This window comes from Brevibacillus sp. NPDC058079, assembly GCF_042885155.1.
Taxonomy (GTDB): domain Bacteria; phylum Bacillota; class Bacilli; order Brevibacillales; family Brevibacillaceae; genus Brevibacillus.
Genome location: NZ_JBHVSO010000002.1, coordinates 420377 through 436069, shown reverse-complemented (window position 1 = coordinate 436069; position 15693 = coordinate 420377). Strand labels below are relative to the sequence as shown.

Sequence of the window (15693 nt, the reverse complement as noted above, 5' to 3'; positions counted from 1 at the left end):
AATGAGCAAGGTACGCTCTGCCCCCGACTTCGTAATTATTTTTGCAACACTTTTTTTATTGGGAATTGGCATCGTGATGGTGTACAGCGCCAGCGCGATCGTGGCGCAAAAGCCGCCATTTTCTGATCCGTATTTTTTTGCCAAGCGGCAACTGATCTTCGCTCTGTTAGGGATTACATCCATGTACATTACGATGAATATCGACTACTGGGTGTGGAAGCACTGGGCCAAGCCAGGGTATTTGATGAGCATCGGTTTGTTGATTCTGGTTCTGATCATCGGGATTGAAGTAAATGGCTCGAAAAGCTGGCTTGGTTTTGGAGCTTTTGGAATTCAACCAGGTGAATTTGCAAAGCTTGGCGTCGTTGCATTCTTGGCGAGGTGGCTCGCAGATAATCAGAAGCAAATTGTCTTGTTCCGAAAAGGTCTTATGCCTGCCTTGGGAATCCCAGTTCTTTGTTTTGGTTTGATCATGCTGCAACCGGATTTGGGCACAGGAACGGTTTTGATGGGAACAGCAGTTATCATGATTTTTGCGTCAGGTGCGCGGATCAGTCATTTTGTCGGATTAGGAATGATCGGAGTTGTTGGCTTCATCGGCTTGGTTTTGTCAGCACCTTATCGAATCAAAAGGATTACGTCTTTCCTCGATCCGTGGTCTGACCCCCTCAATACTGGCTATCAAATCATCCAATCCCTTTACGCAATAGGTCCCGGCGGCTTGTTGGGTCTTGGTCTAGGGCAAAGCAGACAGAAGCATCTGTATCTGCCTGAGCCTTACAATGATTTTATTTTCTCGATTGTCGCGGAGGAGCTTGGCTTTATCGGAGGCACGCTCATTCTCCTGCTTTTCCTCCTCTTGTTGTGGAGGGGAATGCGGACAGCGATTACGGCTCCAGATTTATTCGGAAGCCTACTTGCGCTAGGGATCATCGGCATGATAGCCATCCAGGTGGTCATCAATATTGGTGTTGTGACAGGGATGTTTCCAGTGACAGGAATCACGTTGCCGTTCTTAAGCTACGGTGGTTCATCGTTGACACTGATGCTCACGGGTGTAGGTGTTTTGTTGAACATCTCTCGTTTTTCTCGATAATAGAAACCTCAACAGGGAGTACGCAATAAGCGAGTAAATCAGCCTATTGCTACTCCTTCTCAAAAAAGGGTGTGAACGTATGCGTGTCGTCTTAACAGGCGGTGGCACAGGTGGACATATTTATCCGGCGCTTGCGGTGGCGAGGGAAGTTTCTCGCCAAAATCCGCAGGCTGCCTTTTTGTATATTGGCAGTAAAAAAGGCTTGGAAGCAGGTTTGGTTTCGAAATCAAATATTCCTTTCCAATCCGTGGAAATTAGTGGGTTGAAGCGCAAGCTGTCGTTGGACAACCTGAAGACCTTGTGGAAATTCGTCCGTGCCGTTGGTGATGCCAAGAAAATGTTGCGCGAATTCAAACCGGATGTCGTAATTGGGACAGGTGGCTACGTATGTGGTCCAGTCGTATATGCAGCTTCTCGATTGGGAATCCCGACTCTCATCCATGAGCAAAACGTAGTGCCGGGCTTGACCAACAAGTTTCTTTCTCGTTCAGCTACAAGGGTGGCCGTTTCGTTCAAAGAATCGCTTGACCATTTCCCCCCTTCTAAAACAGTACTGACCGGCAACCCGCGTGCTACGGAAGTCATGCACGGTAATGCAGAGGCGGGGCGTAGCTTTTTGGGCGTGGACAACAACAAAAAAATCGTCCTGATCTTTGGAGGCAGCAGGGGAGCACGCGCAATAAATGAGGCAGTGCTTTCGGTTGTTACGCAGTTGGGCAAATATGCCGATACTCATTTTGTATATGTGACAGGCGACGTTCATTTTGAAACGATTTCGGCACAGCTTCGTGAACTGGGAACACTTCCAAGTAACATTTCTGTGCTTCCTTTCGTCCATAATATGCCGGATGTTTTGGCGGCGACGCATGTATTGGTTGGTCGTGCAGGGGCATCTACCTTGGCAGAAATAACGGCACTAGGTGTGCCTTCGATCTTGATTCCGTCCCCGTATGTCACGAACAACCATCAAGAGAAAAATGCAAGGGGATTGGAGCGCGTAGGGGCAGCTCAAGTCATCGTAGAGCGGGAGCTCACCGGAGAGAGCTTGCTACTTTCCTTGGAGAATATCCTTGCCAATCCAGCGAAATGGGAAGAGATGAAAAACAGTTCACTTTCATTGGGAATGCCGCAAGCTGCGACGGAGATTGTCCGTCAATTAGAGGCGATTACACGAAAAAAATGATCAGATGGGCGATTGTCACGCCGATCTGGGCGAACGCATAGTATGGAGCAAACACGTGAGAAGACTAGGTCCGACCTAGCAAACGTATCAGGAGGTTCACAAATGAAAAAGATCGCAGATGAACTCATGCAAGCAGGAATCGAAAAAGTGTGGACCGATGAACCCCTTGCTAATCATACAACGTGGCGGATCGGGGGTCCTGCTGATTTGTTAATCCAACCCAAGGATAAAGCATCCTTGCAAAAAGCCTTGCAGATCATCCATCGTCATGAAATTCCTTGGAGTGTAATCGGGCGCGGTTCAAACCTTCTGGTGAGGGACAGAGGGATACGTGGAGCCGTGCTTAAAGTGGCCGAGGGCTTGAGCCACTGTGAGTTCAAGGGCGAAGAGGTGTGTGTGGGTGCCGGATATTCCATGATCCGCCTGGCGGTGGAGACAGGCAAGATGGGATTAACAGGTATGGAGTTTGCAGGAGGGATTCCTGGTACGGTAGGCGGCGCCGTCTATATGAATGCGGGGGCACACGGATCTGATCTTTCACGTATTCTTATTGATGCCGAGATCCTTTTCGAAAACGGCGAAAGTAAAGTGTTGAGTAACGAGGAACTGAGCTTTAGTTATCGGACTTCTCTTTTGCAAAAGCAAAAAGGGATCGTGCTAGAAGCCCGTTTTCAATTGAGGATGGGCGACAGCAAAGAGATTGCGGCCACGCTCGCTGCCAATAAGGAACGACGGCGCAATACGCAGCCACTGCAGATGCCGTGTGCCGGCAGTGTGTTCCGAAATCCGCCAAATGACCACGCAGGTCGCCTGATTGAGGCGGCGGGGTTGAAGGGCTATCAGGTCGGAGGAGCTCAGGTTTCAGAAAAACACTCCAACTTCATCGTGAATTGCGGAGGAGCAACGGCTGCCGACGTCCTCACCTTGATTGATCACGTTCGGAGCACCATTCTCGAGAAAAATGGGATTGACCTGCATCCGGAAGTCCTGGTGGTGGGCGAGGGGTAACACGGAGGTGAAAGTTTGGAGACTTTTGCGATCGAAGGCGGAAGACCTCTGTCCGGTTCGCTTCGGATCCAAGGTGCTAAGAACGCTGCTCTTCCCATTCTTGCCGCTGCTGTGCTCGCGGAAGGGCAATTCTATATCTATGACGTCCCCCATCTAAAAGACATTAAAGTCATGCTCGAAATCTTGACGTTGCTTGGGGCGAATACGAAGCATGAGGACGGATGTGTCGATCTGGATACAACATCTGTCTGTGTCCCGCAGGTGCCGGATGACTTAATGAGCCAAATGCGATCTTCGATTTTTTTGGCGGGACCACTCCTGGCACGTCTAGGTGAGGTCACGATTTCCAGGCCAGGTGGATGTGACATTGGAGAGCGCAGGATTGACTTGCATTTAGCTGGATTGACTGCGCTAGGAGCCAAAATCGAAGAAAGTGAAGGCTACATTACATTTCGGGCCAAACAATTGCGTGGGTCCAATATCTTTCTTTCCTTCCCCAGTGTGGGCGCGACGGAAAATATCATGATGGCGGCTGTGCTGGCAAAAGGCACCACCCGAATTTGTAATGCAGCACGAGAACCGGAAATCATCGACCTCCAAAATTTCCTGAATGCAATGGGGGCGCGGATCAGAGGGGCAGGCACCGATACGATTGAAATCAGTGGTGTACCTCGCTTGCGTTCCGTCAGTTACCGGATCATCCCGGACAGGATTGTGACAGGAACCTATATGCTGGCGGTCGGTATTTCACAGGGACATATCGAATTGACCAATACTCTGCCTGAACAATTGACGGCATTGATTGAGGTCGCCCGTAGCTGCGGTGTTGAAATCAAGACCCGCCATGATATAATGGAAATCAAAAGCACCTCCCGTCCACGTGCCTACGACCGGATCATCACCTCGCCATATCCTGGGTTTCCAACCGATTTGCAGGCGCAGCTGATGGTGTTTCTATCACAGGCTAGGGGAACGAGTGTCATCAAAGAGACCATTTTTGAAGGAAGATTCAAACATGTGAATGAATTGGCGCGAATGGGCGCCTCTATATACGTTGATCTTGGCTCCGCAATCATTCGGGGTGTCAACAAATTGACCGCTACGAATGTCGAAGCTACTGACCTTCGAGCAGGTGCTGCCTTAGTCCTCGCAGGGCTTGCTGCAGAAGGTATTACCACGGTGAACCAGATCCATCATATCGATCGCGGTTACGATCGGCTGGAAGAGCAGTTGCGTCAATTAGGAGCCGATATATCACGAGTATCGATTTAACCGAGGGAGAGTGGGCGGCATAATGTTATGCCGCTTTCCCTGTTTTGTTTAGTGACATTTATTCGAAAGACATCCAGTAATTTACTTTGCTCTGGGCAAGGAGCCTAAAAAACATGAGGAAGGGTACGGCCATGGCGGTATATGAGGAACGCATTCCGCAAGTCAAGCAACAACGCCCCAGAAGAAGGGGCAACCGCAAGCTGGTCATTCTACTGGTATTGTTTTTTCTTACCATTCTCATCATCGTTTTTATCCGTTCCCCTTACAGTAAGGTGCAAGAGATTCGAGTGATTGGTAATGATATTTATACGACGGAGCAAATCATTACACAATCTGGCTTAAACAAGGACATGCAGTTTCTAAACGTATGGGAGAACAGTGTACGAAATAACTTGAAACCACTAGAGGCCATTAAAGATGTGACGGTGAGCCGCTCTTTCCCAGGATTGATCACGCTACATATAACTGAACAAAAGCGCGTCGCTTTTTGGAGTGTGCAGGACGGAAGCCGCTATGCTTTACTGGACAATGGCTATGTGCTCAAACAGGTTAATTTCGCCAAGCGCGTAGTGGACAGGCCATTGATTAGCTCGTGGGCCTCACCTGAGCTCCTTCCCCATCTCGCGAAGTCGCTATCGAAATTATCGCCAGATGTACTCGCGGAGATTTCGGATATTACACTGACGCCAACGGTTTACGACAAGCAGCGCGTCACGCTGTACATGCGAGACGGGAATGAAGTAAGAAGTGTTATCTACAAGCTGGACAAGATGATGAACTGGTATCCGACGATCGTGAAAGAATTGCCGCCAGATACAAAAGGGGTGCTCTCTTTGTTTGAGCAGCCATGGTTTATTCCGTACGGGGCTCAAGGGGCTATTTCTATTCAGGAAGGGCAAGAGCAACCACAGCAGTAAATGAAAAAGGGGAAAGTTGACAATGAGTCGTCGTCGCAAATTTCATTTGTATTTAACCATCGTGACGTTTTCTACCGGCTTTCTAGTGGCCACTTCCTTCGAAACGAACAAGCTTACGCGCAAAGAACGGCTGAATGATCAGCTGTTCCAACAGGAAACGCAATTGAATGACCGAATTTTGGCTGAGAAGGAGCAAAATCAGCATCTGGAAAATCAGCTGCTCGATTTGCAGCGTCAGGTGGGAAAAGTGGAAGAAGCGATGGCGGAGCGTAAATCGGAGGCTGCCGAGACACTCAGTCAACTGGATGCAGCGCGGATGCTGGCAGGGGTAGTCGCTGTCCAAGGGCCGGGTATCGTCATAACGATGCAGGATAGCCAGAATGCAGCGAACAGCGCAGACATCGCGAACTACATCGTACATGAGCAGGATGTCCGCCTGGTCGTCAATGAACTGCGTGCAGCAGGAGCAGAGGCGATCAGCATTAACGGACAGCGAGTGGTGAGTAATTCCGAGATCCGTTGCATTGGACCAACGATCATTGTAAACGGCATCAAGTCGGCCGCTCCATTCGTAGTAACAGCGATCGGAAATCCCGACACACTAGACAGTGCGTTGAACTTGCCGGGAGGCGTTTTGCACTCCTTGCAAGATTTTGTCCAAATAAGCGTAGCCAAAAAAGAGCGGGTCGAGCTGCCTGCCTTTGTTGGTGACACGAAAACGAAACACTCCTAAATAAAAGGATGCGTTTACCTATGTTACAAAAAAGCCGTAAAATCACATTTATTCTTGCCATTATTAGTGCTATCATAGGTGTGATGTTGACTGTGCAATTACGAAGCAGTCTTCATCCTATTCATAAAGAGTCTCGCAGCATCGCGGAACTTCGGACCACGTTGCAAAAAGAACTGGAGAAACACAAAAACCTGCTCGCAGACATTTCAAAGTATAATCAGCTGTACTACCAATACGAAACCTCACTCAGTGAAGATGAAAGTATCTCCGTTATGAAAGAGGAGTTGGCACGGACTCGCCGAATGGCTGGTATGGTAGGGATGGAGGGAGAAGGCATCGTTATTGATGTTGTCGATGCCCATACGCCTGAAGAACCAGCTATGGATGAACATATGCCTGTGCCAGTTGTAGGAGACTATACGATTGACGATGAAGATTTGCGCTGGTTGGTAAATATCCTGTTTGCAAACGGAGCACAAGGTGTTTCCATTAATGGTCATCGACTGATTGCTACCACTGCGATCCGCAATGTGGGAGACGTCATCCAAATCGATACCAGGACGATCAGGGCTCCGTATGAGATAAAAGCATTGGGGGAACCTGAAGTATTGTTGTCCGCATTGAAGCTGGAGGGCGTAGAAGAGAACTTTCAGCTGGCGAATAAGAAGGTGCTGGCCGAAAAACGGGACAAGCTGATGATCTCAGCGAATAACGAAACGCGTGTCATTCAATTTATGAAACCTGTGAAAGAAAAAGGAGATTCGTAACCATGTGGCTCCCGCTTATCGGACTGATTGTCGGTCTTGTTGTCGGCTTCCTGCTGGATTGGCGTGTGCCCCAGGAGTATAGCAGCTATCTATCAATAGCCCTCTTGGCTGGATTGGATACGATCTTTGGGGGGATTCGTTCGTTTTTAGAACGTACTTTTAACGTTCGTATTTTCATGTCTGGATTCTTTTTCAATACACTTTTTGCAGCAGGCTTGGCCTTTATCGGAGGGTTCTTGGGGATTGATCTGTATTTGGCTGCGATCGTGGCTTTCGGGGTCCGCTTGTTCAACAATCTCGCTGTCATTAGGAGAATTGTTCTATCCAAATGGATCAATCAGCAAGAATAACGCGAAGAAAAATGGGAAGATGGTCATTTTTTCACAAAAAATCAATAAGAAAAAAAGGGAATGGTTGTCCTGTGTGGAATAATTTATGCAGGTGTTCTCACTTTAGCAAGAAAAAAGACGTAGCAGGGGAGGTGTCACAGGTTTGGTAAGCAATGAATTCATCGTCAGCCTAGACATTGGAACATCCAAAGTACGCGTCATGATCGGCGAGATCAACAACGGTTCCATCAACATCATCGGCGTCGGACAATCACACTCAGAAGGTATCAAGAAGGGCGTGATTGTAGACATCGACCAAACCGTGCATGCCATCCGAGAAGCAGTTGATCATGCCGAGCGCATGGTTGGCGTTTCAATCGAAGAAGTGTATGTGGGGATCACTGGAAACCATATCGATCTGCATGAAACCCAAGGGGTTGTCGCTGTATCCAGCGAAGACCGTGAGATACGAGAAGAAGATATTCAACGCGTAATTCAGGCAGCGAAGGTTGTGGCTATTCCTCCAGACCGTGAAATCATCGAGGTAGTCCCAAAGGAGTACATCGTTGATGGACAAGGGAGCATTAAGGACCCACGTGGGATGATTGGTGTCCGACTGGAAATGGAAGGGACCATTGTGACCGGATTGAAAACGGTCGTACATAACATCGTTCGCTGTGCTCAACGAACCAATCTGCGTGTAGCTGGAATATTCTTGCAACCGCTTGCGGCTAGCACTGTTGCTCTATCCAAAGATGACAAAAATATGGGTGTCGTTCTTGTCGACATCGGTGCGGGTTCTACCACGATCGGTGTATTCGAGCAGGGGAAACTGGCAGCGACCACCGTGATCGGCATCGGTGGCGACCACATTACGAGCGATATCTCACTGGGACTGCGCACGCATACAGATGTGGCAGATCGTGTGAAAACCAAGAACGGCTGTGCCCTTATTGACGAAGCATCCGAAGATGTGAAGTTCAAGGTGAACCGGATTGGCAGCGAAGTCGAGAAGCAATTTACGCAAGTGGATTTGGCCAATATTATCGAGCCGCGCGCTGCGGAAATATTCCAATTAGTCGAGGATGCTGTATACAAATTAGGCTATCGCGACGAAATTGCAGGTGGCTATGTTCTTACGGGTGGTACCGTAGCCATGCCGGGCATGTTGGAATTGGCAAAAGAAGAATTGGACGCACCTGTTCGAATTGCGATTCCTGATTACATCGGAGTGCGAGATCCTGCCTACACCACTGGGGTAGGTTTGATTCAATATGCCTTGCAGTTGATGGAGCGCCGCAGCATTCGCGTGACCCCCTCATTCAAGGGCACTCAGAAGCAAACCGTCTCGTCTAAGCCAAAAGAAGGCGGCGGTTTGATGGAAAAAGTAAAAAACTGGTTTAGCGAATTTATTTAATGAAGTTCGCTTACCAAGCTTAACTACAATGACGAAGATGAGGATCGATTCGTTCCATTGTGTTTAGTTGACAGGCTTCTGTAGCCACGAAGTTTTCTTATGTTGAATTGGGGAGGACTAGCAATATGCTGGAATTTGATATGGACTTGGAATCCTTTGCACGAATTAAAGTCATTGGTTGCGGGGGCGGAGGTAGCAACGCAGTAAACCGCATGATCGCAGGTGGAGTAAAGGGTGTAGAATTCATCACCTTGAACACTGACGCGCAAGCACTTCAGCTCTCTAGTGCAGATATCAAGCTGCAAATCGGGGAAAAGCTGACACGTGGACTTGGAGCAGGTGCGAATCCTGAGATCGGTAAAAAAGCGGCGGAAGAAAGCCGTGATTTGATTGAAAACGCTCTGCGTGGAGCTGACATGGTATTCGTAACTGCCGGTATGGGTGGTGGTACGGGTACAGGTGCAGCACCTGTTGTTGCAGAGATCGCCAAAGAAATGGGTGCTCTTACAGTTGGTGTTGTAACCCGTCCATTCTCCTTCGAGGGTCGTAGACGTTCCCAACACGGTGAGATCGGTATCGCTGCTCTGAAAGAAAAAGTAGACACACTGATCGTGATTCCTAACGACCGTCTGTTGGAAATCGTTGATAAAAATACGCCAATGCTCGAAGCGTTCCGCGAAGTTGACAACGTACTGCGACAAGGTGTTCAAGGTATTTCCGACCTGATTGCGGTACCTGGATTGATCAACTTGGACTTCGCTGACGTGAAGACGATCATGACTGAGCGCGGTTCTGCTCTCATGGGAATCGGTGTAAGCAGCGGCGAAAATCGTGCGGCTGAAGCAGCTCGTCGCGCTATTTCCAGCCCGCTGCTCGAGACTGCGATTGATGGTGCACGCGGTGTTCTCATGAACATCACAGGCGGTACCAACCTGAGCTTGTATGAAGTAAACGAAGCAGCTGACATCGTATCTTCTGCATCGGACCCAGATGTAAACATGATTTTCGGTGCGGTAATTAACGAGGATCTGAAAAATGAATTGGTAGTGACCGTGATTGCTACAGGCTTCGAGCATAGTCAACGCGCGGTGGAGGCTCCTCGCCGTCAACAACAGCCGATCAACACGCCTGGCAATCGTCCGACACCAGTTTCCAATACGAATAACAGCCGTGCGAAGGAAGAAGAGGAAGACAAGTCCTTCTTCTCCATGGGCAACCTGGATAATCTGGATATTCCAGCATTCCTGCGCAATCGCCGCCGCAACAAAAACTAAAGCAATAAATGACTGTCAAAAGCCTTGTTCCCGTCAGTGGGGACAAGGCTTTTTTTCGTTGATTGGATGAAAAATGTTAGACAAAAAAACCAAAAAAACACCGTCAAGAATTGACAGACTTTACATACACATTGATATATACTGCTTTTACTGATAGAAGTCGTCCTACTATTTACCATTTTTGCTAGGACACATGCTTGCTGCCAAGTCGGTTAAAAGATGAGGGGGAAAGCAAGTGGTTGTGTATCTTGATATCATTCTACTCCTGAATGTGGCTATTGATACCTTGTTACTCTGGTTTACTGCTTATTTTCGCAAAGAGCGCATGGTGTGGTGGAGAATGATACTTGCCTCTGTTTTTGGCTCCGCGTATCTGGTCTTTTTCTTTTTCCCTGTGTTTTCTCCGATGTATCAATGGTGGGTCAAACTGCTCTTTTCTGTCATCATGCTGTGGATTGCTTTTGGGAACAGGAGGTTGTTGTCCTTTGCGCAAAACTTGATCATTTTTTACTTTGTCGCATTTGTGTTCGGAGGGGGAGTGCTTGGGCTACAGTATTTTTTGGCACCGCAGAGTGAAATTGTGAATGGACTGGTTGTCACGCATAATGATGGGTTTGGCGTTGGGTTCAAGCCAACCTTGGGGATCGTCCTGATAGGTTTTATCCTGATCTTTTTCCTCGGGAAAAAGAGCTACCGCGCAATCCAGGAGCCGCGAAGAATCGAAACCTTTCTCGTCGATGTCATCGTTACGTTGGCAGGGGAAAAAGTCATTTGCCGTGGACTTGTGGATACAGGAAACCAGCTCCACGAGCCGATTACACGCATACCCGTCATGATTATGGAGAATCGCATGTTCGCACATTTGCTTCCGCCGTCGCTTCTCCGACAAGCCGATGAAAACGGTGGAGTGTGGGAGAAGCTGGACGGATCTTGGGACCAGCTGCCGCTGGAATGGCAGTCTCGGGTACGTTTGATCCCGTATCGCAGCGTGTCAAGAGGTATGGATTTTTTGCTCGCGATCAAACCAGACCATGTGATGGTCGTGCAAGACGGGATTCGTTTTGAAACAGAAAGGGTGTTAATCGGGCTTAACCCGATCCCATTGGCCGCTGACGGCAAGTATCAGGCCATCGTGCACCCAGCCATGATGGAATCTTATACAGAGGAATCAACCTTTATTCTCAAACAGGAGGGCTAATCATGTATGTAAAACTTCGCCTACAACTCCAATTGACCTGGTACCGAATCTTGCTCTGGCTTGGTGTACGCGCCGAAGAAGTCTATTATATTGGCGGGAGTGAAGCATTGCCTCCACCGTTGACCAGAGAAGAAGAGGAGCTGCTGCTCGGACGACTGCCTTCTGGTGATCCGGCTGTCCGCGGTATGCTAATTGAACGCAATCTTCGTCTGGTCGTATACATCGCCCGCAAGTTTGAGAATACGGGAATTAATATTGAGGACTTGGTCAGCATTGGCACCATTGGCTTGATTAAGGCAGTGAACACCTTTGATCCAGACAAGAACATCAAGCTGGCAACGTATGCATCTCGTTGTATCGAAAACGAAATCCTCATGTATCTTCGCCGTAATAATAAAATTCGTTCAGAGGTATCTTTTGATGAACCGCTTAACATTGATTGGGATGGCAATGAGCTATTGCTCTCAGATGTTTTGGGTACGGAGAATGACACGATCTATAAAAACATCGAGGACCAAGTGGATCGAAAGCTTCTGAAAAAAGCACTGGATAAGCTATCTGACCGCGAGAGAATTATCATGGAGCTGCGCTTCGGCTTAGCGGGGGAAGAGGAAAAGACACAGAAGGATGTAGCGGATTTGTTGGGTATCTCACAGTCGTATATTTCGCGTTTGGAAAAGCGAATTATAAAACGGTTACGAAAAGAATTCAACAAGATGGTCTAACGCATATTTTCCCAGCTTGGGGGGATACTGTTCCTAAACCGAAACAGATGGTGGTTTTTGCCACCTTCTTGGTCGGCTACGCGTCAGTTACGCGGCCTTTCAAGACAACCGGGTTAGGGACTTTTTTCTTGCTTCGAGGAGGGAAAGACGTGACGCGCAATAAGGTAGAGATATGCGGGGTAGATACCTCCAAGCTTCCGGTGTTGACAAACAAAGAGATGCGAGAATTGTTTGAGCGCCTGCAAAGCGGGGAGCTTGCTGCCCGCGAGAAGCTGGTCAACGGCAACTTGCGACTGGTGCTTAGCGTAATCCAACGGTTCAACAATCGCGGAGAGTTCGTGGATGACTTGTTTCAAGTGGGTTGCATTGGATTGATGAAAGCGATCGACAACTTTGATCTCGGACAAAACGTGAAGTTTTCCACGTATGCCGTACCGATGATCATCGGAGAAATTCGACGCTATTTACGGGACAACAATCCGATTCGCGTTTCCCGCTCTTTGCGAGACATCGCGTACAAGGCCTTGCAGGTGCGTGACAATCTGACCAACAAACATTCGCGAGAGCCTACCATTATCGAGATTTCTCAGGAATTGAACGTAGCCAAAGAAGACGTCGTGTTTGCACTCGATGCGATCCAAGATCCGGTTTCATTGTTTGAACCGATTTATCAGGATGGCGGCGATCCGATTTACGTCATGGATCAGATTAGTGACGAGAAGAACAAAGACGTCACGTGGGTAGAGGAAATTGCGCTTCGTGAGGGAATGCAGCGACTAGGTGACCGAGAAAAAATGATATTATCCATGCGCTTTTACGAAGGAAAAACGCAGATGGAAGTAGCAGAGGAAATCGGAATCTCACAAGCACAGGTCTCTCGATTAGAAAAAGCGGCAATTGCCCATATGCAAAAGCACGTTCAATCGTAAGGAGAAACCAAATAGGCGACCCGGCGGTCTTGTACCGTTCGGGTTTTTTGTACGAGTCGAAAAGTTAGTTTTCAATCGCCTTACTTTTTGCCAAAGAAGCGGACATATTCCTCATTGGACTCATATACTGAAAGTAACGGAGAAAAGAAGGTGAGGAAGAATGGTAAAAATCTCTGACTTCCAGACCAAAGAAGTGGTAAATATTCTCGATGGGAAACGGCTTGGGCAAGTTTCAGATTTGGAGATCGATCTGCGTCACGGTCGTGTAGAGGCTATCGTCGTACCGGGACCAGGCAAGTTTCTCGGCTTCTTTTCTGCCGGGAACGATTATGTCATACCCTGGCGCAATATTGTGAAGATCGGGAAAGATGTGGTGCTTGTTCGGATGGAAGAAGCACTTAAAGTTGAAGTAAAAACTTCTGGTGGAGAAGAATACTAACGCGTAAAGGGAGAAAGGCACGGATAGCCTTTCTTTTCTTTTCGGCTATGGTATGATTAGCCATATGAGGAAGGTGACAACATGAGAGAACCTTTTGTCAGGGTAGAGGATAAGTCAATCTTATCGTTAACAGAGTGGGAGCAACAATTTCCTGGATTAGTGGCGGGGTTTACTATTCGCTCAGGCGGGGAAAGTGAACAACCGTACGGGTCTTTTAATATGGGGCTGCATGTGGGTGATGAATCTGCGAACGTAGTAGCCAATAGACGCAAGCTGGCAGAACAAGTCGGGATGTCTTTTACGGCGTGGACATGCGCCGATCAAGTGCACGGGAATCGGGTATGCCAGGTCACAGCAGGCGGTGCGGGTAAAGAAAGTCTGGAGGACGTCATATCTGCAACGGATGGTTTGTTTACCCTTGAAAAAGGAGTCATGCTGACCTCGTTTTATGCAGATTGTGTTCCCCTCTATTTTCTGGATCCCCAATCGGGAGCAATCGGACTTGCTCACGCAGGTTGGAAGGGGACAGTGGGCCGTATTGCCGAGGAAATGGTGAAGGCCATGAAGAAGCAATATCAGGCAAAGCCAGAGGACATTCGCGTCGCAATTGGCCCATCCATTGGCGGCTGTTGCTATGAAGTCGATGAGCGAATCATGACGCAGGTACGCACTTGTGCAGCCGATTGGGAAAAAGCAGTCATCTCCTCCACAGGGGAGCGGTACATGCTGGACCTTCGTCAGCTGAACACAGAGATATTGCTCGAAGCAGGAATTTCTTCAAGGAATATTTTATCCACAGATTGGTGTACAAGTTGCAGAACAGACTTGTTTTTCTCTCATCGCAAGGAAGCCGGGATACAAGGGACTACTGGACGCATGGCTTCCTATATCGGCTGGAAGGAAAACCTGTAGAAGAAAGGGAAGGGTTCGTTATGACCAAGGAACAAGAATTGTTAAAAGAACGACTGCAATCCATCGAAGCAAGAATTCAGGCTGCTTGCGATCGGGCGAACCGCAAACGTGAGGAAGTAAAAATTATTGCTGTGACCAAGTATGTCGATGCAGATGCCATTGGGGACTTGCTCGCGGTAGGCGTAGAGAATATCGGGGAAAATCGCGTGCAGGATGCCCTGCCCAAGTACCAGCTACATGGCGATAAAGGAATCTGGCATTTTATCGGGCACCTCCAGACGAACAAGGCAAAAGAAGTTGTAGGACGATTCCCGTACATCCATTCTCTGGACCGACTTTCTTTGGCACAAGAGCTGAATCGACGCGGTGAAGCGTTGGATCATGTCGTAAAATGCTTTTTGCAGATCAATATATCCGGCGAAGAGACAAAATTTGGGCTTAGTCCCAATGACGTATTGGCTTTTTTGCGCGAAACCAGTAATATGAAACATATAAGTATCGTCGGATTAATGACGATGGCGCCTGTTGTCGAAAACCAAGAGGAAGCCAGGAAGGTGTTCCGTGGCCTCTATGAGTGGAAGCAACGGATTAACGAAATGGCATTCCCACACGCCCAGGTGGAAGAGCTGTCCATGGGCATGTCTAGTGATTTTGAAGTTGCCATTGAAGAGGGAGCTACATATATTCGTTTGGGATCGGTATTGGTCAAGCCGGAGTAAAGGAAAACAGACCAAACCACGGAGTAAGAGAGGAGGAAGAGTATGGGTGTTATGAATAAATTGATGGGGTTTCTGGGGTTAGAAAACGAGGAATACATCGAAGAGACAACAACGGTGGAAGAGGAAAGAGAAGAGCAAGAGTCCTCGCACAAACGCCAGCCAGCGATCGGCCGAACTAACAACGTGGTACCGTTTCAAGCACGGGAAAAGGAGGGAATCCGTTTGATTCTCTGTGAACCCCGTCATTACAGTGATGCACAGGATATCGCAGACAACCTGCGTCATCGTAGACCGGTTGTGGTCAACCTCCATCGTGTGGAAAAAGACCAAGCTAAAAGAATTATCGACTTTTTGAGCGGGACGGTCTACGCATTAAACGGCGATATCCAAAAGGTCGGAGACACGATTTTCGTGTGCACGCCTGATCATGTGGATATTCAGGGTACGATTTCAAGTGTGTTGGAAGAGTAGCCAATTAAGACGAAATTAAAAGGGTGAGCAAATGATTGCTGTTTTTTCGGTTTTAAATTTTGCTTTTACGGTATATCAATACATGATTATTGCTTACATTTTGATGTCATGGGTTCCTCAAATGAGAGGTACAGGCATCGGACAGTTACTGGAAAAACTGGTTGAGCCTTATTTGGCTCCATTTCGCCGGTTTATCCCACCGCTCGGGTTCATCGATATCTCCCCCATTGTCGCATTGATTGCACTGCGCTTTGCCCAATCTGGCCTGTTCGCCATTTTGCAACAAATCATGTAGGCGAGTGAA

18 protein-coding genes are annotated in these 15693 nt (G+C 48.2%); all 18 read left to right on the top strand.

What is annotated here, in order from left to right:
• The first annotated feature begins 1 nt into the window (after window position 1).
• The 18 genes from spoVE to ACFVS2_RS08665 all read left to right on the top strand — a co-directional run bounded on the left by spoVE (window position 2) and on the right by ACFVS2_RS08665 (window position 15684).
• Window positions 2–1096, top strand: a complete 1095-nt coding sequence (spoVE, locus tag ACFVS2_RS08750) for a stage V sporulation protein E (protein ID WP_390233076.1) — start codon at window positions 2–4, stop codon at window positions 1094–1096.
• 79 nt (window positions 1097–1175) lie between these two features.
• The gene (gene murG / locus ACFVS2_RS08745; RefSeq protein ID WP_390233074.1) at window positions 1176–2279 is read left to right on the top strand and encodes an undecaprenyldiphospho-muramoylpentapeptide beta-N-acetylglucosaminyltransferase; all 1104 of its coding nucleotides are present in this window, start codon (window positions 1176–1178) and stop codon (window positions 2277–2279) included.
• A 102-nt stretch (window positions 2280–2381) separates the two neighbouring features.
• A complete protein-coding gene (gene murB / locus ACFVS2_RS08740; protein WP_390233072.1) occupies window positions 2382–3287 on the top strand; it encodes a UDP-N-acetylmuramate dehydrogenase in 906 nt (301 codons plus the stop codon).
• A gap of 15 nt (window positions 3288–3302) precedes the next feature.
• Window positions 3303–4559 (top strand): UDP-N-acetylglucosamine 1-carboxyvinyltransferase, encoded by a 1257-nt coding sequence (gene murA / locus ACFVS2_RS08735; RefSeq protein WP_173617221.1) that lies wholly within the window; start codon window positions 3303–3305, stop codon window positions 4557–4559.
• Between the two features lie 131 nt (window positions 4560–4690).
• Window positions 4691–5476: a cell division protein FtsQ/DivIB gene (locus tag ACFVS2_RS08730; RefSeq protein ID WP_390233473.1), complete on the top strand. Its 786-nt coding sequence runs from the start codon at window positions 4691–4693 to the stop codon at window positions 5474–5476.
• A gap of 22 nt (window positions 5477–5498) precedes the next feature.
• Window positions 5499–6209: a DUF881 domain-containing protein gene (locus ACFVS2_RS08725; protein WP_173617223.1), complete on the top strand. Its 711-nt coding sequence runs from the start codon at window positions 5499–5501 to the stop codon at window positions 6207–6209.
• 20 nt (window positions 6210–6229) lie between these two features.
• Entirely contained in the window at window positions 6230–6976 is a 747-nt protein-coding gene (locus ACFVS2_RS08720) for a DUF881 domain-containing protein (RefSeq protein ID WP_007717719.1), read from the top strand.
• A gap of 2 nt (window positions 6977–6978) precedes the next feature.
• A complete protein-coding gene (locus ACFVS2_RS08715) occupies window positions 6979–7326 on the top strand; it encodes a small basic family protein (protein WP_007717721.1) in 348 nt (115 codons plus the stop codon).
• A 142-nt stretch (window positions 7327–7468) separates the two neighbouring features.
• On the top strand, window positions 7469–8722 hold the full coding sequence (gene ftsA / locus ACFVS2_RS08710; RefSeq protein WP_007717723.1) for a cell division protein FtsA: 1254 nt from the start codon (window positions 7469–7471) through the stop codon (window positions 8720–8722).
• Between the two features lie 125 nt (window positions 8723–8847).
• On the top strand, window positions 8848–9996 hold the full coding sequence (gene ftsZ, locus ACFVS2_RS08705) for a cell division protein FtsZ (RefSeq protein ID WP_087348016.1): 1149 nt from the start codon (window positions 8848–8850) through the stop codon (window positions 9994–9996).
• 235 nt (window positions 9997–10231) lie between these two features.
• Window positions 10232–11194 (top strand): sigma-E processing peptidase SpoIIGA, encoded by a 963-nt coding sequence (spoIIGA, locus tag ACFVS2_RS08700; protein ID WP_390233068.1) that lies wholly within the window; start codon window positions 10232–10234, stop codon window positions 11192–11194.
• A gap of 2 nt (window positions 11195–11196) precedes the next feature.
• On the top strand, window positions 11197–11919 hold the full coding sequence (sigE, locus tag ACFVS2_RS08695; RefSeq protein ID WP_007717727.1) for an RNA polymerase sporulation sigma factor SigE: 723 nt from the start codon (window positions 11197–11199) through the stop codon (window positions 11917–11919).
• Between the two features lie 149 nt (window positions 11920–12068).
• A complete protein-coding gene (gene sigG, locus ACFVS2_RS08690; protein ID WP_007717728.1) occupies window positions 12069–12848 on the top strand; it encodes an RNA polymerase sporulation sigma factor SigG in 780 nt (259 codons plus the stop codon).
• Window positions 12849–13008: 160 nt separating this feature from the next.
• The gene (locus ACFVS2_RS08685; RefSeq protein ID WP_007717731.1) at window positions 13009–13287 is read left to right on the top strand and encodes a YlmC/YmxH family sporulation protein; all 279 of its coding nucleotides are present in this window, start codon (window positions 13009–13011) and stop codon (window positions 13285–13287) included.
• A gap of 81 nt (window positions 13288–13368) precedes the next feature.
• Window positions 13369–14199: a peptidoglycan editing factor PgeF gene (pgeF, locus tag ACFVS2_RS08680; RefSeq protein ID WP_390233065.1), complete on the top strand. Its 831-nt coding sequence runs from the start codon at window positions 13369–13371 to the stop codon at window positions 14197–14199.
• 20 nt (window positions 14200–14219) lie between these two features.
• Window positions 14220–14918, top strand: coding sequence for a YggS family pyridoxal phosphate-dependent enzyme (locus tag ACFVS2_RS08675; RefSeq protein ID WP_390233063.1), 699 nt, complete (start codon window positions 14220–14222; stop codon window positions 14916–14918).
• Between the two features lie 42 nt (window positions 14919–14960).
• Complete coding sequence (locus tag ACFVS2_RS08670) at window positions 14961–15389, top strand: cell division protein SepF (protein WP_173605318.1); 429 nt, start codon at window positions 14961–14963, stop codon at window positions 15387–15389.
• Window positions 15390–15420: 31 nt separating this feature from the next.
• A complete protein-coding gene (locus tag ACFVS2_RS08665; RefSeq protein ID WP_173617228.1) occupies window positions 15421–15684 on the top strand; it encodes a YggT family protein in 264 nt (87 codons plus the stop codon).
• The last annotated feature ends 9 nt before the right edge of the window (window positions 15685–15693 follow it).